The sequence below is a fragment of the Clostridium tertium genome (genome assembly GCF_017873245.1).
In the GTDB taxonomy this organism is placed as follows: domain Bacteria; phylum Bacillota; class Clostridia; order Clostridiales; family Clostridiaceae; genus Clostridium; species Clostridium tertium.
Window position 1 is genome coordinate 118863 of sequence record NZ_JAGGJY010000001.1, and the last position, 22654, is coordinate 141516.

The 22654-nt window shown below is 29.2% G+C and carries 22 protein-coding genes; all 22 read left to right on the forward strand.

Annotated elements, in window-relative coordinates; translation table 11 throughout:
* Positions 1–286: 286 nt before the first annotated feature.
* The 22 genes from J2Z25_RS00580 to flgK all read left to right on the forward strand — a co-directional run bounded on the left by J2Z25_RS00580 (position 287) and on the right by flgK (position 22648).
* Positions 287–1372, forward strand: a complete 1086-nt coding sequence (locus J2Z25_RS00580; RefSeq protein ID WP_008677989.1) for an undecaprenyldiphospho-muramoylpentapeptide beta-N-acetylglucosaminyltransferase — start codon at positions 287–289, stop codon at positions 1370–1372.
* A 163-nt stretch (positions 1373–1535) separates the two neighbouring features.
* Positions 1536–1961: a flavodoxin gene (locus tag J2Z25_RS00585; protein WP_008677990.1), complete on the forward strand. Its 426-nt coding sequence runs from the start codon at positions 1536–1538 to the stop codon at positions 1959–1961.
* 173 nt (positions 1962–2134) lie between these two features.
* Positions 2135–5647 carry a pyruvate:ferredoxin (flavodoxin) oxidoreductase gene (nifJ, locus tag J2Z25_RS00590; RefSeq protein ID WP_008677991.1) on the forward strand — a complete coding sequence of 1171 codons (3513 nt, stop codon included), beginning with the start codon at positions 2135–2137 and terminating at the stop codon, positions 5645–5647.
* A 145-nt stretch (positions 5648–5792) separates the two neighbouring features.
* The gene (locus tag J2Z25_RS00595) at positions 5793–6125 is read left to right on the forward strand and encodes a DUF1292 domain-containing protein (protein WP_008677992.1); all 333 of its coding nucleotides are present in this window, start codon (positions 5793–5795) and stop codon (positions 6123–6125) included.
* 273 nt (positions 6126–6398) lie between these two features.
* On the forward strand, positions 6399–7223 hold the full coding sequence (locus tag J2Z25_RS00600) for a PHP domain-containing protein (protein ID WP_008677993.1): 825 nt from the start codon (positions 6399–6401) through the stop codon (positions 7221–7223).
* A gap of 14 nt (positions 7224–7237) precedes the next feature.
* Entirely contained in the window at positions 7238–8431 is a 1194-nt protein-coding gene (locus J2Z25_RS00605; RefSeq protein ID WP_008677994.1) for a pyridoxal phosphate-dependent aminotransferase, read from the forward strand.
* A gap of 167 nt (positions 8432–8598) precedes the next feature.
* The gene (locus J2Z25_RS00610; RefSeq protein ID WP_008677995.1) at positions 8599–9237 is read left to right on the forward strand and encodes an HAD-IB family hydrolase; all 639 of its coding nucleotides are present in this window, start codon (positions 8599–8601) and stop codon (positions 9235–9237) included.
* Between the two features lie 15 nt (positions 9238–9252).
* A complete protein-coding gene (locus J2Z25_RS00615) occupies positions 9253–10065 on the forward strand; it encodes an aminotransferase class IV (RefSeq protein ID WP_008677996.1) in 813 nt (270 codons plus the stop codon).
* Positions 10066–10181: 116 nt separating this feature from the next.
* Positions 10182–11951, forward strand: a complete 1770-nt coding sequence (locus J2Z25_RS00620; RefSeq protein WP_008677998.1) for a flagellar assembly protein A — start codon at positions 10182–10184, stop codon at positions 11949–11951.
* A 10-nt stretch (positions 11952–11961) separates the two neighbouring features.
* Positions 11962–12414, forward strand: coding sequence for a chemotaxis protein CheW (locus tag J2Z25_RS00625; RefSeq protein WP_008678001.1), 453 nt, complete (start codon positions 11962–11964; stop codon positions 12412–12414).
* Positions 12411–12911: a chemotaxis protein CheD gene (locus tag J2Z25_RS00630; RefSeq protein ID WP_008678003.1), complete on the forward strand. Its 501-nt coding sequence runs from the start codon at positions 12411–12413 to the stop codon at positions 12909–12911. Before J2Z25_RS00625 ends, J2Z25_RS00630 begins: the two co-directional genes overlap by 4 nt.
* Before the next feature lie 15 nt (positions 12912–12926).
* On the forward strand, positions 12927–13517 hold the full coding sequence (locus J2Z25_RS00635) for a CheB methylesterase domain-containing protein (protein ID WP_008678005.1): 591 nt from the start codon (positions 12927–12929) through the stop codon (positions 13515–13517).
* A 10-nt stretch (positions 13518–13527) separates the two neighbouring features.
* On the forward strand, positions 13528–14292 hold the full coding sequence (locus tag J2Z25_RS00640) for a CheR family methyltransferase (RefSeq protein WP_008678007.1): 765 nt from the start codon (positions 13528–13530) through the stop codon (positions 14290–14292).
* 12 nt (positions 14293–14304) lie between these two features.
* On the forward strand, positions 14305–16341 hold the full coding sequence (locus J2Z25_RS00645; protein WP_008678009.1) for a chemotaxis protein CheA: 2037 nt from the start codon (positions 14305–14307) through the stop codon (positions 16339–16341).
* Between the two features lie 14 nt (positions 16342–16355).
* Entirely contained in the window at positions 16356–16955 is a 600-nt protein-coding gene (locus J2Z25_RS00650; RefSeq protein ID WP_008678011.1) for a chemotaxis protein CheC, read from the forward strand.
* Positions 16956–16970: 15 nt separating this feature from the next.
* Positions 16971–17330: a response regulator gene (locus tag J2Z25_RS00655; RefSeq protein WP_008678013.1), complete on the forward strand. Its 360-nt coding sequence runs from the start codon at positions 16971–16973 to the stop codon at positions 17328–17330.
* Between the two features lie 22 nt (positions 17331–17352).
* Positions 17353–17751 (forward strand): chemotaxis protein CheW, encoded by a 399-nt coding sequence (locus tag J2Z25_RS00660; RefSeq protein ID WP_008678014.1) that lies wholly within the window; start codon positions 17353–17355, stop codon positions 17749–17751.
* Between the two features lie 16 nt (positions 17752–17767).
* On the forward strand, positions 17768–18763 hold the full coding sequence (fliM, locus tag J2Z25_RS00665) for a flagellar motor switch protein FliM (protein WP_008678016.1): 996 nt from the start codon (positions 17768–17770) through the stop codon (positions 18761–18763).
* Positions 18756–19862: a flagellar motor switch phosphatase FliY gene (fliY, locus tag J2Z25_RS00670; RefSeq protein ID WP_008678018.1), complete on the forward strand. Its 1107-nt coding sequence runs from the start codon at positions 18756–18758 to the stop codon at positions 19860–19862. Before fliM ends, fliY begins: the two co-directional genes overlap by 8 nt.
* 241 nt (positions 19863–20103) lie before the next feature.
* Entirely contained in the window at positions 20104–20379 is a 276-nt protein-coding gene (locus J2Z25_RS00675) for a flagellar biosynthesis anti-sigma factor FlgM (protein WP_209737578.1), read from the forward strand.
* 1 nt (position 20380) lies between these two features.
* Complete coding sequence (gene flgN / locus J2Z25_RS00680) at positions 20381–20791, forward strand: flagellar export chaperone FlgN (protein WP_209737580.1); 411 nt, start codon at positions 20381–20383, stop codon at positions 20789–20791.
* Between the two features lie 21 nt (positions 20792–20812).
* Positions 20813–22648, forward strand: a complete 1836-nt coding sequence (gene flgK / locus J2Z25_RS00685) for a flagellar hook-associated protein FlgK (RefSeq protein WP_209737582.1) — start codon at positions 20813–20815, stop codon at positions 22646–22648.
* The last annotated feature ends 6 nt before the right edge of the window (positions 22649–22654 follow it).

Sequence of the window (22654 nt, forward strand, 5' to 3'; positions counted from 1 at the left end):
TTATAGCTTGTGTATATTTTTTAAAAATATGATATGTAACTTTAGGTAATTGGGCATAATAGTGGAAGAGATAATTTTTTATAATAAATTAAATAACATTTAAATTGTTTTGAATAATATGATATTATTTAAGGAGAAAAATAATTTTAAATTATAGTTAAAAGTAAATAGTTTATAAAATAATTTGGATTTTTTAAATTATAATATATAAAACTGTTTGAGGGTTTTATTCCGAAATTATCGATTATTAATTATTAATTGTCAATTAAATAAGTGGGGTGTTTAAATGAGTAAATATAAAATAATAATGACTGGGGGAGGAACAGCAGGGCATGTTACTCCTAATTTAGCATTAGTGCCAAGATTAAAAGAAGAAGGTTTTGATATAAAATACATAGGAAGCAAAGATGGAATAGAAAAAGAAATAATAAAAGATGCTAATATACCTTATTATGAAATATCATCAGGAAAATTAAGAAGATATTTTGATATTAAAAATTTTACAGATCCTTTTAAAGTTATGAAAGGTGTTATAGAAGCTAATAAAATAATTAAAAAAGAAAAACCAGATATAATATTTTCTAAGGGGGGATTTGTTGCAGTACCAGTTGTAATAGCTGCTTCAATGAAGAGAATCCCAGTTGTATCACATGAATCGGACTTAACTCCGGGGTTAGCAAATAAGCTATCGGCTCCATTTTGCTCAAAATTATGCGTTACCTTCAGAGAAAGTTTAAATTATATAAAGGATGGTAAAGGTGTATTAACAGGAACACCAATAAGAAAAGAAATTTTAAGTGGTAGTGCAATTAAAGGAAAACAGATATGTGGGTTTAATGATAATAAGGAAATTTTATTTATTATCGGGGGAAGTTTAGGCGCTAAAAGTATTAATGAAGAAGTAAGAAAAAATATTAAAACCTTATTAGAAAGTTTTAATATTATTCATATATGTGGAAAAGGAAATTTAGATAAAAAACTAAACAATTTAAAAGGATATGTACAATATGAGTATGTTAAAGATGAACTTCCACATTTATTAAAAGCTGCTGATTATGTAATATCTAGAGCTGGTGCTAATGTTATATTTGAATTACTAGCATTAAATAAACCAACTCTTTTAATTCCATTATCTAAAAAGATAAGTAGAGGGGATCAAATATTAAATGCTAAATCTTTTGAGAAGGAAGGGTACTCAGTAGTCCTTGATGAAGATGAAATGATGGAAAATAAAGAAATGCTGCTTACAAAAATAAATGAGTTGAAAGAGAAAAGTGGCGCTTTAGTAAAAAATATGAAAAAAAGTGGTATAACTAATGGTGTAGATGCGATTTTAGGAGTAATTAACCAAAGTATGGAGTTAAATAAGTAAAATAAGATTTTTTTTAATTGAAAAGGATATATTGAAGTAATATGGCTTGTATAAAACTTGCAAAAAAAAAATAGTGTTATATAATAAAATAGTGAGTAAAAAAACAGGTAATATATATCCAACAATGTGACTTAATTTAGTCAAAGGATGAGGTGATGTAATTATGAAGAAAATTTCTATTATCTATTGGAGCAATGGAGGAAATGTAGAAGTTCTTGCAAATTCAATTGCAGAAGGTGCTAAATGTGCCAATGCAGATGTAAATATAAAATATGTTTATGATGCAACAGTTGAAGATGTAACAGAAGCTGATGCAGTTGCTTTTGGAAGCCCATCAATGGATAATAATAGAATTGAACAACATGAGATGGAACCATTTATAAACCAATTCAAATTATTACCGAACAAACAAAAGAAGATAGTATTATTTGGGTCATATGGATGGGATGATGGAAAATTCATGGTTGACTGGGTTCAACGTATGAATGATTACGACTTTAATGTTGTAGGACACATCGCCGTTAAAGAATCACCAAGCGAAGAAGAATTGTTAAAGGCAAAAGAACTTGGTGAGAAATTAACTAAATAAATTCTTTGAGGGGGTAAAGACTCAGGAAAGTACCTTAGGGGTTAGGTACGGAGACGTAATTAAGCGATTGAATCTTTTCTTACCAATAATTAATTTCTATTGAATACAGTATTAAATTTCTGTATTTAGCATATTTATAAAATTTTATATATAAGGAAGAGAGGTCAAACACGATGAGAAAAATGAAAACTATGGATGGTAATACGGCTGCGGCTCATATATCATATGCGTTCACAGAAGTAGCTGCTATTTTCCCAATTACACCATCATCACCAATGGCTGAGCACGTTGATGAATGGGTAGCACAAGGAAGAAAGAACATATTTGGACAACCTGTTAAGGTTATGGAAATGCAATCAGAAGCAGGAGCAGCTGGTGCAGTTCATGGATCTTTACAAGCTGGTGCTTTAACAACAACATATACAGCATCACAAGGTTTATTATTAATGATCCCAAATATGTACAAGATTGCAGGGGAAATGCTTCCAACAGTATTCCACGTATCAGCAAGAGCTTTAGCAACTTCTTCATTAAGTATATTTGGAGACCATCAAGATGTTATGGCTGCAAGACAAACTGGTTTTGCAATGCTTGCAGAAGGATCAGTTCAAGAAGTTATGGATTTATCAGCAGTAGCTCACTTAACTTCAATAAAAACAAGAATACCATTTATGAACTTCTTTGATGGATTCAGAACTTCACACGAAATTCAAAAAATAGAAGTTTTAGAATATGATGAATTAGCTAAGTTAGTTGATCATGATGCTTTAGATGCTTTCAGAAAGAGAGCTTTAAATCCAAATCATCCAGTAACTAGAGGTACTGCACAAAATCCTGATATATACTTCCAAACTAGAGAATCAGTAAATAGATTCTATGAAGATATTCCAGAAGTTGTAGAAAGCTACATGGCTGAAATAACTAAGTTAACAGGAAGAGAATATCACTGCTTTGATTATTATGGAGCTCCAGATGCAGATAGAATAATAATTACAATGGGTTCATCAACTGACGTTGCTGAAGAAACTGTTGATTACTTAAATGCAAAAGGAGAAAAAGTTGGGGTTGTTAAAGTAAGACTTTACAGACCATTCTCTACAGAAAGATTACTAAAGGTAATACCAGCTACAGTAAAATCTATAGCTGTTCTAGATAGAACTAAAGAACCAGGTTCAATTGGAGAACCATTATACTTAGACGTTAAGAGTGCATTCTATGGAAGAGAAAATGCTCCAGTTATAGTTGGAGGAAGATATGGACTAGGTTCAAAAGATCCAAATCCATCACATATAGCTTCTGTATATGCTAACTTATTATCAGAAAATCCAAAAGATGGATTTACAATTGGAATTGTTGATGACGTAACTAACACTTCATTAGAAGCAGTTGGTGACATCGATGCTACTCCAGAAGGAACTAAAGCATGTAAGTTCTGGGGATTAGGATCAGATGGTACAGTTGGTGCTAATAAGAGTGCTATTAAGATCATTGGAGACCATACAGACATGTATGCTCAAGGATATTTCTCTTATGATTCAAAGAAGTCTGGTGGTATAACAGTATCACACTTAAGATTTGGTAAGAAACAAATTAAGTCACCATATTTAGTTGACAAAGCTGATTTCGTAGCATGTCACAACCAAGCTTACGTTTATAAATATGACGTATTAGAAGGATTAAAGAAAAATGGTAAGTTCTTATTAAATACAATCTGGACTCCGGAAGAAGTTAATGAAAAGTTACCAGCAGCAATGAAGAGATTCATAGCAGAAAACAACATTGATTTCTATACTTTAAATGCTGTTAAGATAGCACAAGAAATTGGTCTTGGTGGAAGAATCAACATGATAATGCAAGCTGCATTCTTTAAGATTGCTAACATCATTCCAGTTGAAGATGCTGTTAAATACTTAAAAGACGCTGTAGTTAAGTCATACGGTAAAAAAGGTGAAAAAGTTGTTAATATGAACTATGCTGCTATAGATAAAGGTGTTGAATCTATAGTTAAAATAGAAGTTCCAGCAGATTGGAAAGATGCTGTTGAAGAAGTTAAGGAAGAAAAAAATGACATTCCAGCTTTCATCAAGAACATAGTAGAACCAATCAATGCTCAAAAAGGATTTGACCTTCCAGTTTCAGCATTTGAAGGAATGGAAGATGGTACATTCATGGCAGGTACTGCTGCATATGAAAAGAGAGGTATAGCTATCAATGTTCCAGAATGGCAACAAGATAAATGTATCCAATGTAACCAATGTGCATATGTATGTCCACATGCTGTTATAAGACCATTCTTATTAAATGAAAATGAAAAAGAAAATGCACCAGAATCATTAAAGATTGTTCCTGCAAAGGCATTAAAGACAGAAGAGCCAACATTCTATACAATTGGAGTTACTCCATTAGATTGTACAGGCTGTGGAAACTGTGCTCAAGTTTGTCCAGCACCTGGTAAAGCATTAATAATGAAACCAATGGATACTCAAGAAGATCAAATTGAAGCTTGGGATTATGCAGTTAAAGAAGTTGCACCTAAGAAGAACCCAATGAACAAGAATACAGTTAAGGGTAGCCAATTCGAGCAACCATTATTTGAGTTCTCAGGAGCTTGTGCTGGTTGTGGAGAAACTCCATATGCTAAGCTTGTAACTCAATTATTTGGTGATAGAATGATGATAGCTAATGCTACTGGATGTTCATCAATTTGGGGTGGATCAGTTCCTGCAACTCCATATACAGTAAATAATGAAGGACATGGTCCAGCTTGGGCTAACTCATTATTCGAAGATAATGCTGAATTTGGATTAGGTATGTTCTTAGGAGTTAAGGCTATAAGAGAAAGAATAGCTGACAATATGAAGAAGGGTCTAGAAGTAGAAACTTCAGAAGATGTTAAAGCAGTACTTCAAGACTGGTTAGATCACATGAACAGTGGAGAAGGAACTAGAGATAGAGCAGATAGAGTGATTGCTACTTTAGGAAATGTTGATGCTGATTATGCAAGAGAAGTATTAAAGGATAAGGAATTCCTAGTTAAGAGATCTCAATGGATATTCGGAGGAGACGGATGGGCATATGACATCGGATACGGTGGATTAGACCACGTTCTTGCTTCAGGAGAAGACGTAAATGTTCTTGTATTTGATACAGAAATCTACTCAAATACTGGTGGACAATCTTCAAAATCTACTCCAACTGCTGCAATAGCTAAGTTTGCTGCATCAGGAAAGAGAACTAAAAAGAAAGACCTAGGAATGATGGCTATGACATATGGATATGTATATGTAGCTCAAATTTCTATGGGAGCTGACAAGAACCAAACTCTTAAAGCAATAGCTGAAGCTGAAGCATATGATGGTCCATCATTAATCATTGCTTATGCTCCATGTATAAGCCATGGTATTAAGAGTGGTATGGCTAATAGCCAAGATGAAGCTAAAAAAGCTGTTGAATGCGGATATTGGGGATTATATAGATATAACCCAAGCTTAGTTGGAACTAAGAATCCATTCTCATTAGATTCTAAAGAACCAAAAGCTGATTTCAGAGAATTCTTAATGGGTGAAGTAAGATACGCATCACTTGCTAAGGCATTCCCAGAAGCTGCTGAAGCTTTATTCGAAAAGACAGAAAAGGATGCTATGGAAAGATTAGCAAACTATAAGAGATTAGCAGAACAACAATAATTTTTATAGATGAGGAGCTATAAAGCTCCTCATTTTTTTCTACTCTTAATAAAAAATAAAAATAATTTAATATTTTCCTTTTAATTTTTGTTAATTAAGGGTAGAATTAAATAGAATCATAATCTATTGAAGGAGGATTAGTTTAATGGATAACGAAAAGAAATGTGGATGCAACGAAGAAGAAAAGGAATGTGGATGCGGTCACGATCATGATCATGAACATCATGAAGGATGTGGTTGTGGAGAAGATCATCACGAACACTTTGTTGTAGACTTAGAAGATGATAATGGAAATGTTATTTCATGTCCAATTATAGATGCTTTTGAATTTGAAGAAAATGAGTATATCTTAGCTCAAGATCCAAATGAAGATTCAGTTTACTTATTTAGATCAAATGAAGATGGGGAATTAATAATTCCAGAAGAAGAAGAATTTGATAGAGTATCAAAGTTCTATAGTGAAGATTTAGCAGAATAATAATAAAAGAAGTGTCAAGTTTGGCACTTCTTTTATTTTGATAAAAATATAAATATTATTTTATTAAAACAAATAAGCATAATGCTATACTTTATAACCAAAAGTTGAATTCACAGTTTCCTTATCTATGGTTTTCAAGTGAGCATATTAATTTTACTTTGATTTAGAGTAAATTTGTGGAATAAGTAAATTTATATATGTTTACTTTTTAATTGTCATTTTATATTAATAATGATATATTTTTAATATATACTTAAGAAATAAGGTGTTAAAATGAACTATGCAGATTTACATATTCATTCAAGTTATTCAGATGGTAGTATGACACCAGAAGAAATTGTAGATAAAGCAAAAAGTCTAGGTGTGAAAAGTATTTCTATAACAGATCATGACTCAATAGCTTCACAATATATAATTAAAAATGATTATAAAGATATAAATATTATATCTGGAATAGAGCTAAGTACTGAATATGATGATTTAGAAATTCATATATTAGGATATTTTATTGATATAAAAGATAAAAATTTAAATGAAACTGTAAATAGATTAAATAAAGCAAGAATAGAAAGAATAGAAGAAATTCTTTTTAAGTTAAATAAGAATGATATCCATTTAACTTTAGATGAGCTGGCTATTGATTTAGATTCTACAGTGATTGGAAGAAGTCATGTTGCTAATGCTATGGTTAAAAAAGGATACTTTGATAGTTATAAAGCTGCTTTTACTAACTTTTTAGTTAAGGGAAAGCCTGCATATGTTAAAGGTTTCAAGCTAAATTATAAAGATGCTATAAAAGTTATAAATAATTCAGGCGGAATTGCAGTTTTAGCTCACCCAGGTCAAATATATAAAGGATTAGCAATAGAAAATATAATTAAGGATCTTAAATTTTATGGGCTAAGAGGTGTAGAAGTATATCATCCTAGCCATAGTAGAGAACAAACTAATAATTTTTATAATATATGTAAGAAATATAAATTATTCATAACTGGTGGAAGCGATTATCATGGTAAAGAATGTTATAATGAGAATTTAATAGGAAGCTATGGGATAAATGAAGCTTTACTAAATAAGTTGATAAATTTTAAAAAGTAAATGGGGGTATCAAAATGGATTTATCTAATAAAGCAATGAAAATTAATCCATCAATAACACTGGAAATTACAGCAAAAGCAAAAGAATTAAAAGAATCAGGAGTTGATGTAGTAAGTTTTGGGGCAGGAGAACCAGATTTTAATACTCCGGAAAATATAATAGAAGCTGCTATAAAAGCTATGAAAGATGGAAAAACAAAATATACGCCTACAAGTGGTATTTTAGATTTAAGAAAATCTATTTGTGATAAATTTAAAAAAGATAATGAATTAAATTATGATACAGATCAAATAGTAGTATCTACAGGAGCTAAGCAAAGTTTAGCAAATACCTTTTTAGCTATATTGAACGAAGGTGATGAAGTAATAATACCAACTCCTTATTGGGTAAGTTATCCAGAGTTAGTAAAGTTAGCTGGAGGGGTACCGGTATTTATAAATACTAATAAGGAAAATGATTATAAATATTCGGTAAAAGAGCTTAGAAATTTAATTACAAGTAAAACCAAAGCTATATTAGTAAATAGTCCTAATAATCCAACAGGAAGTATATATACAAGAGAAGAACTAACTGAAATTGCAGAGCTAGCTAAAGAATATGATTTAATAATAATATCAGATGAAATATATGAAAAATTGATATATGATAATGAAAAGCATATTAGCATAGCATCTATATCAAAAGATTCTTATGAAAGAACTATAGTGATTAATGGATTATCAAAGGCATATGCAATGACAGGTTGGAGAATAGGGTATTCAGCATCTAGCAAGGAAATTGCTAAGTTAATGAGTAGTGTTCAAAGTCATGTTACATCAAATATAAACTCTATATCTCAATATGCTGCAATTGAGGCGTTAAATGGGCCGCAAGATAGCATAAAGATAATGATAAAAGAATTTGAAAAAAGAAGAAATTATATGATTGATAGAATTAATAAGATTCATGGATTGTCAATTATAAGACCTAAAGGTGCTTTTTATATAATGGTATGTATAGAAAATTATTTTGGTAAAAAGATTAATGGTGAGATAATTAATTCATCTTTAGATTTTTCAAAAAGTTTATTAAATGAAGAAAATGTTGCAGTAATACCAGGAATTGCTTTTGGACTAGATAATTATATAAGATTATCTTATGCAACATCTATGGAAATAATTGAAGAAGGATTAAATAGATTAGAAAAATATTTGAGAAAATTAGTTTAATAGATAAAAAGTAAAAATATTACTACGCTAAAGATGTAGTAATATTTTTTTGTGTAAAATAATAAAGATAATATTATTTTATATTTAAGCAATTCAGCTACTAATTTGTTTAATTATAGCAAATTATAGTATATAATTAATAATGAATTAGCTTAGGAGGAATGATAATGGAGAAATTAGCAATATTTGATGTAGACTATACTATAACTAAAAAAGAAACTTTAATGCAATTATATAAATATGTTATTAAAAGAGATATAGGAAATATTAAATTTCTTCCAAGAGCTTTGTATAGTGGAATTATGTATTCTATAAAGGTTTATGATGAAAAGAGAGTAAAGGAGAGTTTTCTTAAATTTATAGATGGAATAGATGAAAATGATTTAGCTATATTAGTCAAAGATTTCTATAGCGATGTTTTAGAGAATATATTATATAAAGATGCTATAAAAATGATGAAAGATCTAAAAAGTCAAGGATATAAAGTATATTTAATATCTGCATCTCCAGAATTTTATTTAAGAGAATTTTACGCTATAAAAGAAGTAGATATGGTTATAGGAACGAAATTTACTATAGATAGTGGCAAGTTTATAAGAAAAATGGAAGGTGAAAATTGTAAGGGTGAAGAAAAAGTAAGAAGGCTTAAAGAAGTGCTAAAGAAGGAAAAGATTAAAGTTGATTTTAAAAACTCTTATATGTTTTCTGATTCCTTATCAGATAAGCCGTTATTAGATTTAGTTGGAAATGCATATTTAATAAATTATAAAAAGAAAAATAGTTTTGAAGTATTAAGATGGAAATAAAGGGAGGAATTACTTATGGAAGCTATTTCAAAATATTATTTAGAAGATGGACATTTAGAAGGGATAGATAATTATACGAGTGATTCAACAGAAAAAGGTAGAATCATATATGAAGTTATAAGAGTTATAGATAGAGTTCCATTGTTTTATGAAGACCATATTAAGAGATTGGAATCATCTTTTAGGTTGATGGGAAAAACATTTTCTTATAAATATGATAAAATAAAAGATTATCTAGTGAGCTTAATTGAAGCAAATAATGTAGAGTGTGGAAATATTAAACTTACATTTGATATAGAAAGTGATACTATGAAGGTTTTTAGTATTAAACATAGTTATCCAAGCGAAGATATGTATAAAAATGGAGTAGAAACTATACTTTATCATGGAGAAAGAACAAATCCTAATGCAAAGGTGATTGATAGTAATTTTAGGCAAAAAGTAACTGATGAAATTAATAAAGCAAATGCTTTTGAAGCAATACTTGTAAACTCAAATGGATTTATAACTGAAGGAAGCAAGTCAAATATATTTATGATTAAAGAAGATACATTATATACCTCTCCATTAGAGGATGTTTTACCAGGAGTAACAAGAGGTAGAATTATATTATTAGCTAAAAGCTTAGGAATAAGTTTTGAAGAAAAAAAGATAAGTTTTGAACAATTAGAAAATATTGATGCAATATTTATATCTGGCACATCACCTAAAATATTGCCAATTTCTAAAGTGGATAAAATTAACTTTAATGTTGAAAATAAAATTATGCAAAAATTAATTAAAAGCTTTGATGAAGAAATAAAAATATACATTAATAAATTTAGATAAAATAATAGATTTTTTTGCATTTTTAAAAAGATTTGTGTATATTCAAAAATATTTTAAATTATGTTATGATTAAAATGGTAATTTAATTACCATATTTATGTAAAGGGGACTGGGGTATGGAAGAAAATTATGATAAAATCAATAACATTGATGGAAGTGTTTATGTTAGGGATAAAAGAATAATAGTTAAGAATCCAGTTGGAAATGGAGAATATGCAACCATTTCGCCACCTTTAAATGGGGAGTTATATATAAATGGAGAAAAGGTAGCTAAGCAGTCTAGTGTAAAAGAGGAAGATGTTATAGAGTTTAAAGAGTTTAAAGAAAAAGGACAACGTCTTATTAAAATAACATTTAATGATGATAAAACAGAAGCATATATTTCAATTACATATAAGAAGGAATTAGTTTATTATTTAAAAGACTCAAAGGAAGGTAATATCCTATCACTAGATGTAGACATTGAAGAAGGAATAGATCCACCAATAATAACAGAGTCTGAGGTAGTTACTGAATTAAAAGATAAGGGCATATCTTATGGTATAGATAGTGATGCTTTAAGGTATATAGTGTCAAATAAAGATATTGAAAATAAATTGATTGCACATGGAGTGCAGGCAAAACCTCCTATTGAAGATCAAATAAAGATGTTTTTTAAGTCAAATAACAAATTAGAAATAGATGAAAATACAGAAAAAGTTGATTATAGAGACTTTAATTCTATAACAAGTGTTAAAGCTAACGAAGTTTTAGCCGAGATTATAAAGGGAGAGAATGGTGTTGATGGGAAAAATGTTTTTTCACAACGAATACCAGGGAAGGCAAAGAAAAAAAGTAATTTTTCAGCGGGACAAGGATGTAAAATAAAAGATAATTTAATAATTTCAACTATTGCTGGAAGACCATGTTTTAGTAAAAATACTATTAGTGTTGAACCTATATATATATTAAATGATGATGTTACAATTTCAACAGGAAATATTAAGTTCCCATCAAATGTACAAATAAATGGTAAGATAACTGAAGGTATGAAAGTTACTGCTGGCGGTAGCCTTGCTGTAAAGGATGGAGTATTTAATGCATTTGTAGATGCAAAAGATACATCTAAAATTATGGGAAATGTAGTTAATTCTATAGTTGAAGTTGGGGGAGCAAATTTAATTAAAGAAAAGCGAGTTAAAACATTAAAAGAAATTAAGGATGATTTAGAATCTTTATTGAAAAACTCTATGTATTTAAAAGATAATAATTTAATTAAAAAAAATATAACAGATGGAATGATAATTAAATCGCTTATTGAAACAAAATTTAAAAATATTCCTAAAAAATGTATAAATATAATTTCAAATGCTATGCAAGATAATTGTTATAATTCTGTTGTTGTAAAGTTAGTTAAGGCAAAACTTATAGGGGCTGCTCCTAGCACCATAAAAGATATTAATGAGATAGAAGATATAATTTATGAGGTGGATAAGGAGTTAGAAGAGCTAGAAAAGGATGTTATAACAACATCAGATTTAACAATAGAGTACGCTCAAGAATCCCAAATAAGTGTTACAGGAGATATAAATATAATAGGAAAAGGTTTATTTACTAGCAAATTGAATTCATCTGGTAATATTAATTTTTATCTTAACTCTTCTGTCTGTAGAGGAGGGCACTTGAAGGCAGAAAATTTAATTAATGCTTCAATAGTAGGAAGTGATTCAGGAGTATTTACAAAGTTAGAGGTAGATAAAAAAGGAGAAATAAATGTAAATGTTGCATATCACAACACTATTTTTATTATAGGAAATAAAAAATATATCTTGGAAAAGCCATCTAAAAATGTACATGTATATATGGATAAAGATGGTAGTTTAATTGTAGATAAATTACTTCTATAGGAGGAAAAGAATGGGAATGAACGAGATAAAAATTTTAGTTTTCAAACTGGGTAATGAATTCTATGCTACTGATATAATGGAAGTAGAGAGAATTTTAGGGTATGAGGAACCGACAATTTTGCCAGATTCACCAAATTTTTTAGATGGTGTAATTAACTATGAAAATGGAGTTTTACCTATTATAAATCTTCTAAATAAATTCAAATTAAAATTGGAAAATAGTTTAGATAAGAAAATAATAGTTGTAAAAAGAGATACAGGGAAATTTGGAATATCGGTAGATAGTGTCAGTGAAGTTCTAAGTATATTTGATGAGGAAATAAATAATCCAGAGAGTCTTTCAACTTTAATATCAAAGAAATATATAAAAGGATTAATAAAGAAAAATAATAGTATAATTATAATGTTAGATTTAGAAAAAATATTAACAGTAGAAGAAGAAGAGAGTATTTTTCAGGGGTGACAGAATTGGAAGATAAAAAAGAGGTTAGAGTTGGAATAGCTGATGGAGCTATTGTATCTGCCCCAGATAAACTAATAACTATGGGACTTGGATCATGTGTTGGAATAGCCTTATATGATAAAGAAAAAAAAATTGCAGGACTTGTTCACATAATGTTACCAGATAGCACACAATTCAAGAATATATTAAATCCTTTTAAATATGCAGATTTAGGAGTTCAAAGTTTACTAGAAAAAATGTTATCTCTTGGATGTAGAAAAGATAATATTGTAGCTAAGATTGCAGGGGGAGCATCAATGTTTAATTTCCCAGATAAAAAGATTATTAGTGATGTAGGGAAAAGAAATAGTACTGCTGTAATTGAAGCTATAACAAAATTATCTATTCCTATAATTGGAGAGGATATAGGAGGAAACAAAGGAAGAACTATGATTTTAGAAAGTGAAGATGGTGCAGTTACAATTAAGAGTATTGGAAATAGTCTAAGAAGACTATAGGGGGTGTATGCACTATTGATACATAATGACATAAAGAATAGACGAGATATAATTTTAATAGGAGCATCAACAGGTGGGCCAAAGGCAATAGAAAGAGTGATTACAGAATTAACAACAGATTTAAATGTATCTGTTTTAGTTGTTCAACATATGCCAAGTGGATTTACAAAAACATTTGCTGAAAGATTAAATAAGAAATGCTCATTAAATGTTTTAGAAGCTGAAGATGGAATGAAGATAGAGAAAAATAAAATATATATTGCTCCAGGTGGATTTCATATGGTAGTCCAAAAGTCAGGTATTTTAAAGCTTAATACTGAAGATCCAATATGGGGAGTGAGACCTGCTGTAGATAAATTATTTATATCAGCATCTACTATATATGGTAGTAGAGTAATATCTGTTGTGTTAACAGGTATGGGAAAAGATGGAGCAGAAGGAACTGTAGTTGTAAAAATGAATAAAGGAATAACTATATCACAAGATGAAGAAAGTTCTGTTATTTATGGGATGCCGAAAGTATCTTATGAAACAGGATGCGTAGATTATGTGCTTTCTTTAAATAATATTGCAGCAAAGATAAGAAGCTTAGTTAATGCAACTTAGGAGGATATATATGGACTTTACAGAATTTCACAATTGGATATATAGAGAGTTCAATATTAATTTAAACGCATATAAGCAAGAACAATTAAATAGAAGAATTGGAAGCTTAATGTCAAGAATAGATATAAAATCATTAGAGGATTATAAAAAGCTTTTGCAATCTGATAATAAAGAAAGGCAGAGATTTTTAGATTTTATAACTATAAATGTTACAGAATTTTTTAGAAATCCAGAATTGTTCAAAGAACTAGAAAAAGCTTTGAAATCTTATCTTTTAAATAATAATAAGTTAAAAGTTTGGAGTGCTGCTTGTTCTATAGGATGCGAGCCTTATAGTATTGCAATGATGTTAAATGAGATAAATCCAATGGGGAGAAATAATATAGTTGCAACTGATATAGATAGTACTATATTGAAAAGAGCAAGTCTTGGAGAATATGTACAAGCAGAAATGAAAAATATAGATGAAGATTATAGGAAAAAGTATTTTAAATTAGAGAAAGATAAGTACATTATAAATAATAAGATAAAATCTATGGTTAGATTTAAAAAGCATGATTTGATTTTAGATAATTATGAAAAAGATTTTGATTTGATAGTATGTAGAAATGTAATAATATATTTTAAAAATGATGTTAAAAAAGAGATATTTAAAAATTTTTCAAATTCTTTAAAAAAAGGTGGACTACTATTTGTTGGAGCCACAGAAAGTATTTATAATTATAAAGAGTATGGATTAGAAAAAGTTTCTACTTTTATTTATAAAAGAGTATAAGGGGTGAATAAAATGGACGTATCTCAATATATGGGAATGTTTTTAGAAGAGTCAATGGATAACTTACAAACCTTAAACGAAGCTTTATTAGATTTAGAGCAAGAACCAGATAATATAGATAAAGTTAATGAAATATTTAGGGTAGCACATACGATAAAGGGTATGGCTGCAACTATGGGATTTAGTAATATAGCTGAGTTAACTCATAAGATGGAAGACGTGCTATCAAAGTTTAGAGAAGGCAAGTTACAAGTTAGTAGAAATGTTGTTACAGTTTTATTTGAATGTTTAGATACTTTAGAAAGAATGGTTAGCAATATAGAAGAAGGAAATGACGAAGAAGTTGAAATAGAAAATATAATGAAGTCTTTGGAGAACGTTGGCAATGAAAAGATATCAATAAATAAACAAGAGGAAATGACAGAAGAACATGATACTAACAAAGGTAATGAAGTATCAAAAGATTCTATTAATATAGCATTAAATGAATATGATTTATCAGTTTTAAGGCAAGCAAAACAAAATGGATTTAATGGAGTTAATGTTGAAATAACATTAAGAGAGGATACATTATTAAAATCTGCAAGAGCATTTTTAATTGTTCAAGAACTTGAAACACAAGGGGAAATATTAAAATCTTTTCCTTCTACAGAAGATATAGAAAATGAACAGTTTGATACAGAATTAATATTTGTTTTAATAACAACTAAATCAAAAGAAGAAATTGAAGAGATAACAAATAATATTTCAGAAGTAAGAAAAGTAGTAACATCTTATGCTTCTATAGAAGATGTTCATCCAAATGAAGAATCTACAGTACAAGATGAAATAGTAAGTGAACTAGAGAAGATTCATATAAAGGATAATATATCAAGTAATAAAATAGAAAAGCAAGATAAGAAAAAAGATAATAATAAGAAAGCTCATCAATCAGTTAGAGTTGATTTACAAAGAATAGATAAGCTTATGAACATGGTATCAGAGCTTGTTATATATAGGACTAGATTAGAGCAAATTGTAATTGATGATAAGTCTCAGGAGCTTATAGAAACATTGGAGCAAGTTGAGAGGACTACATCAGATCTACAAGATTTAGTTATGAAAATAAGAATGCTTCCTTTAGAAGTAGTGTTTAATAGATTCCCTAGAATGATAAGAGATTTATCTGTAGAACTTAAAAAAGAGATAAATTTCATTATTGAAGGTTCTGAAACAGAATTAGATAGAACTGTTATAGACGAAATTGGAGAACCCTTAATACATCTTTTAAGAAATGCTGCAGATCATGGTATAGAAACTAAAGAAGAAAGAATTGCAAAGGGAAAAAATCCAGTTGGAACAATAAGGTTAGTTGCTTATCAAGAAGGAACTAAGGCTTTGATAAAGGTTACTGATGATGGAGCAGGTATAAATCTTGAAAAAGTAAAGGCTAAAGCTGAAAAAGTAGGAATTAATACAGATGGATTAAGTGATAATGATATTAGAAACTTAATATTTGCTCAAGGGTTTAGTACAAATACTGTAGTTACGGATATATCAGGCAGAGGTGTTGGAATGGATGTTGTTAAGACAAAAATTTCATCACTGGGTGGTACTGTAGATGTTGTTAGTGAAGAAGGAAAAGGATCAAGCTTTATTATAAAATTACCTTTAACACTTCAAATAATACAAGCTCTTTTAGTTAAGGTAGGCAATGAAACTCTTGCTATATCATTAGGATTTATAGATAGAGTTATAGATTATAAAGAAGAGAATGTTAAAAAGACAAATGGAGAGGAAGTAATAGTATATAGAGATAGTATTATACCTCTTATAAGATTAAATGATAGACTTGGAATAGAAAATAAAGAAAGTAAAAAGAAGTTTATTATTATAGTAAAGGTTGGAGAAAAAACTGTAGGATTACTTGTTGATTCATTATTCGGTCAACAGGAAATAGTGATAAAGCCTTTAGGAAAAACTTTAAAATCCTTAAAAGAATATATTGGAGCTACAATACTTGGAAATGGATTAGTAACATTAATTCTCGATGTGGCGGCATTGATTTAGAAGGGAGGATTTTTATGGAGTACAAGAATTTAACTTCATTTCAATTGGATGCATTAAGGGAAGTTTCTAATATAGGAGCAGGAAATTCAGCAACAGCTTTATCAATGTTACTTGGAACTAAGATTGATATGTCAGTTCCTAATATGAACATAATAGAATTTGATGAGTTATTTAATAATTATAAAGAAAATGAAGTTGTAGCTGTATTGGTTAAAGTGCTTGATGATATTCCAGGAAGTGTTCTTTATATATTTGAAGAAGACGTAGCATTAAATATGATATCAAAAATGACTTATAAAGATGAAAAAACTTTTACTGAAATGGGTATTTCAGTTATAGGTGAGATTGGAAATATTATATCCTCATCTTTTATGAATGCAATTGCAAATTTTACAGGGCTAAAGGCAACAGCCTCTGTACCGGCAGTAGCTAATGATATGCTAAGTGCAATACTTATTTCAACATTTGTTGAAACAGGACAGTACGAAGAGTATGTTTTAGATATAGAAACATTATTTATGGGAGAAGGGGATAACAAAATAGAAGGTCATTTTTATTTTGTTCCAGCTCCAGGATCATTGGAAAAAATTTTAGAATCATTAGGAATAAGATAATTTGGAGGGATTAAAATGACAAAAGTTTTAATAGTGGATGATGCAGCTTTTATGAGAATGATGATAAAGGATATACTACAAAAAAATGGATTTGAAGTAGTAGGAGAAGCCTGTAATGGTATAGAAGCAGTAAATTTATATAAAAAAGAAAATCCAGATGTTGTTACAATGGATATAACTATGCCGGATATGGATGGAATTGAAGCAGTAAAGGAAATAAGATCATTCGATCCAGAAGCAAAGATAATAATGTGTTCAGCTATGGGACAACAATCAATGGTTATGGATGCAATTAAGTCTGGTGCAAAAGACTTCATTGTAAAGCCATTCCAAGCAGATAGAGTATTAGAAGCAATAAGAAAGGTAGTTGGTTAAAACTATTTAGGAGGCAAGTTAGATGCAATTTGTAATATTTAAATTAGGAGAAGAACATTTTGCAGTAGAGACAGATAAAATATTAAGTATCAATGATATGATGACTATAACAAGAGTGCCAAAAGCTCCAGATTATATAAAAGGTTTAATAAATCTAAGAGGTAGCATAAAATCTTTAGTTGATGTTAATCTATTACTTAATATAGAATCAAAAAGACAACAAAATAACATAATTATATTAAAGGTTGATGAAGAAGAAATAGGTATATCTGTAGATGAAGTTGAAGAAGTAATAGATATAGATGAAGATAAGCTACAAAGATTAGAAACACATAATACTGAAGCTTATATAAAAGGAGTAATTGAGTTAGAAGAAAAATTACTAACAGTTATAGATATAGAAAAGCTACTAAATTACTAGGAAATGAGGGAGAGAAATGGCAGAGGTTTTAAGTCAGAGCGAAATAGATGCTCTTCTTTCTGCCCTATCTACAGGAGATGTTGAACCAGAACAGTTAAAAGAAAAAGAAGAAAAACAAAAAATAAAAAAATATGACTTCAGAAGTCCTCAGAAGTTTTCTAAGGATCACATAAGGACTTTAGAAATGGTTCATGACGCTTTTGCAAGAATAATAAGTAATTACCTTTCAGGTCAACTTAGAAAGCATGTTAAAGTAGATATCCAAAGTGTGGAGCAGATAACATATGAAGAATTTGTTCACTCTATTGCGAATCCCACTATACTTACTATATTTAAGATGCCACCACTACAAGGAAACATATTGCTTGAAATGAATCCACAATTTTCATTTCAAATACTAGATATACTTTTAGGTGGAACAGGCGATAGAGATGAAAAAGCAAAAGAATTTTCAGAAATAGATAAAAATATTTTAGCGAATATAACTTCAGAAATGATTAAGTCTTTAATTTTAGCTTGGGATGGGATATTAGAAGTAAAGCCAGAATTTGAAGGTCTTGAAACTAATCCATCAGCTAATCAAACTTTAGCGCCAAATGAACCAGTTGCTTTGCTTAGCTTTTTGGTAGAGCTAGGTAAAAGTACAACATATATGAATTTATGTATTCCTTATTTAAGTGTTGAAAAAGTATTAGATAAGCTTGTTGTTCAATATTGGTTTAAGACTGATGAATCAGAACTTGAAGATGAAGCAAGAGAAAAGCTTAAAAAGGGGTTAGACCCTGTAAAAGTGAATATGCATGTTGAACTTGGAAAAACAGAGATAACTGTCGATGATTTTTTAGAGTTAGTTAATGGAGATGTTCTAGTATTAAATTCTCAATACAGTGATCCTGTAAGAGTTTTTGTGGAAAATGAAGAATGCTTTATAGCTAAGCCAGGAATTGTAGGTAAAAATATGGGAATACAACTTTTAGATATTTTAGATAAGGATGTGATTGAGAATGAGTAATGGGTTTTTGTCTCAAGAAGAAATAGATTCATTGTTAAATGGCGGTGCAGATAGTGTAAAACCAGAGTTAATATCAGAAATAGAGAAGGATCTGTTAGGTGAAATAGGGAATATTTCCATGGGATCAGCTTCAACAGCTCTTTATCAACTTATAAATAAACAGGTGAACATAACAACACCTAAAGTTAAGGTTACAACATTAAAAGAAATAAAGGATGGATTTGAGTATCCTAATATAATATTAGATGTTGAATATGTTTCTGGAATAACTGGAAGAAATATATTAATAATGCAAACTACAGATGCAGCTGTAATTGCTAATCTTATGATGGGTGGAGATGGACAAGTTAATACATCTGAGTTATCTGAAATTGAAGTCAGTGCAGTTCAAGAAGCAATGAATCAAATGATAGGCTCGGCAGCAACTTCTATGGCAACTATGTTTGCGAGAGAAGTCAATATATCACCTCCTAAATCAAAGATTTGGAAGGATATGAATGAAAATATATCAGAAACTATTCCAGAAGACGAGCCTATAGTTGAAGTTTGTTTTGATTTAACTATAGAAGGATTACTTCAATCAAATATGATGCAAATATTGCCAATAAATACTGCGAAAAAAATAGTTTCAATAATGATGGGTGAAGATCAAGAAGTTGCAAATGAAATAGATGATAGTTATGATTCTTCAGATATTTATAAGGAAGAATATAACATAGAGGAAAAGCCTATTATTAATACTGTAGAAGAAAGAGCAGTTAAAAATATTGTGGAAAAACCTGTAGAAGTTCATGGAGCCACTTTTGAGCCTTTGTCACAAGGTGTTGTCGGAGAATCACATAGAAATATTGATTTAATACTTGATGTTCCATTAGAGGTTTCAGTTGTTTTAGGAAGAACTAAGAAGAGTATTAAGGATATATTAGATTTAAGTACAGGATCTTTAATAGAACTAGATAAACTCGCAGAAGAGCCAGTAGAGGTATTAATAAATGGTAAGAAGATAGCTTATGGAGAAGTTGTTGTTGTTGATGAAAACTTTGGAGTCAGAATAACAAGTATCGTAAGTGGAGCTGACAGAATAAGGACACTGAAATAATACATAAAATTAAGTATTTTAAAATGGAACTTATATATAGAAACTTAAAAGAGTTTATATATAGGTTCCATTTTATTTATTTCAAGATAATTAAAAGATAAATAAATTAATATTACTAAAATACTTAAGGGTTTATTAAAGATACATATAAAATATAGATGTAACATTTTTAAATTAACGTCTAAACTTATAAATAACAATTCCGATAAATAAATATAAGAAGTGTTATTAGGAGGAAATTATGAATATTAAAGGTATAGGTTATACAAATGGAATTAACTATTATAATAAAGTAACTTCTAATAAAATTGAAAGGTTAGAAAAAAAAGAAAACTATGACAGAATTGAATTATCAGAAGCTGCAAAAATATTGAAGGATTATTCAATAGATAATAAAGACTTTGATAATAGAAAAAAGGTTTTAGAAGTTAAAAATAGCATTTACAACGGAACATATACTTATGATTCAAAACTTATTGCTAAAAGTATGTTAGATGCTATGAGAGGAAAAGAATAGTATGATAAATAATTTAAGAGATATACTTTATGATGAAGAAAAAGAGTTAAAGGAGTTATTAATTCTATTAGATAAACAATATAAATTAATTATAGCTAAAGATATATTTGGAATGGAATCAATAGTAGAAGATATAAAACAAAAAAATAAAGATGTAGCTGAAATTGAAGTAAGCAGAAGACGATTATTAGGTAATCAGTCCATAAAAGAAGTTATATTAAATTCTAAAGATGAAGAATTAGAAAATGGATATAGAAGGATACAAAATCTATTGAATGAAATGATTCTTCAAAAAGATACAAATGATTTGTTAATAAAGCAACAACTAAGTTTTACAAATAAACTTTTGAATTTAATAAATCCTAAAAGGGATATACCAACCTATAACTCTTATGGAAGCATAAAAAGATAATAGGAAGCTGGAGGTGAATAAATGTCAGGATTATTTTCAACATTTAATATAGCAAAAAGAGGAATGAATGTACAACAAAAAAGTATAGATGTAACATCTCATAATATTGCAAATTCTAATACTGTTGGATATTCAAGGCAAAGAGCAAAAATAGAAACAAGTAGACCCTTTGGTGGAACATCAATGGGTTCATCTGTACAAGCAGGGCAACTTGGAACAGGTGCACAAATTCAAGCAATAGAAAGAGTAAGAGATAATTTCTTAGATTATCAAGTAAGAGGCGAAAGTGCTGTTTTAGGGAAATATGATATAAGAAATAATTTTCTATATGAAGTAGAAAGCGTTTTTAATGAACCATCAGAAACTGGTATATCAACTTTAATGGGAAAATTCTTTGATTCATTTCAAGAGTTATCAAAGCAACCTAATAGCTCTAATGCAAGAACTGTAGTAGCTCAGCAAACAGCAGCTTTGACAGATGCTTTAAATGCAACATATACAAAACTTGAAAGCTTACAAGTTAATGCTCAAGATATGTTAAAAAGTTCTGTTACAGAGGTAAATAGTATTTTAGAGCAATTAGATAGAGTAAATCAAGAAATAATTAGTGTAACTGTTTCTGGAAATACACCAAATGACTTAATGGATAAAAGAGATTTATTGTTAGATCAATTAAGTTATAAGTTCGGAATACAAGTAGATAAACGAGAGTTCAATGGAATAGATTTAAAACCAACAGAAATAGGAAGTATGAAAGCACCACTTTTAGTAAATTCAAGTCCAAATGGAGATGTTGCAAGATTTTCATATGTAACAGATGTTGAGTTAGATTCAAGTGATTTTTCTGGAAAGACATATATAGTTACATATTATAAAAATGGTAACATGGACAGTGAATCTAATAGACAAACCTTAAAAGTAACAGGAATAACAGCAGAGCAAGCTAAAGAAATTAAAGATAATAGAATAATATGGGCTGATAAGTCTGGACAGGCAGCCAGAGGTGACGGATATCCTATAAAAAATGGAGATGTTATAAGTTATTCAGAACTTATGATGTTTAAACCTGAAAATGGTAATGTTAATGGCTTAGTGTCAGTGCAAAAAGATATAGAAGATTATATGAATCAATTAAATAAATTAGCAAAATCGATAGCTTTTTCAGTAAATGCTATACATAGTGGTATTGAAGACCCATTAAATAATACTGTTGGAGCAGAAAAAGACTTTATGCCATTCTTTGTTAATAAAGATGTTGCTAAATATAAAAGTAATGGTATTTTAAGCAATTTAGATGAAACCTTAGTAGGAGAATTGGGAATTACTGCTAAGAATATATCTGTAAATAAAGAAATATTAGAAGATGTAATGAAAATAAAAACTAAGACTCATGATGATTTATTCCCATATACGCATGAAAATAATATGGATGGGGATAGTGACGGATCAAGAGCATTAGCAATAGCACAGCTTAGGGATTCATTAATAAGAATTCAAGATATAAATGAAACAGTAATATCTAGAAAAGACATGTTTGACAAGAATAAAGGTGGAAATTCACTTATAAATAATGGATTGAAAATTGAAAATAGTACATCAGGAATGAAAATGGATTCTTACTTTAAGGATACAATTGATAGATTAGGTGTGCAAGCACAGGAAGCTCAAAGAATGGTAACAAACCAAGAAGATTTATTGTATAGCATAGAAGAAAGTAGAGCTTCAGTTTCAGGGGTATCATTAGATGAAGAAATGGCAAACCTTGTGCAGTTTCAACATGCTTATAATGCAAATGCAAAAATAATATCAACAGTAGATGAACTTTTAGAGGTTATAATAAATGGACTAAAGAGATAGGGGGAG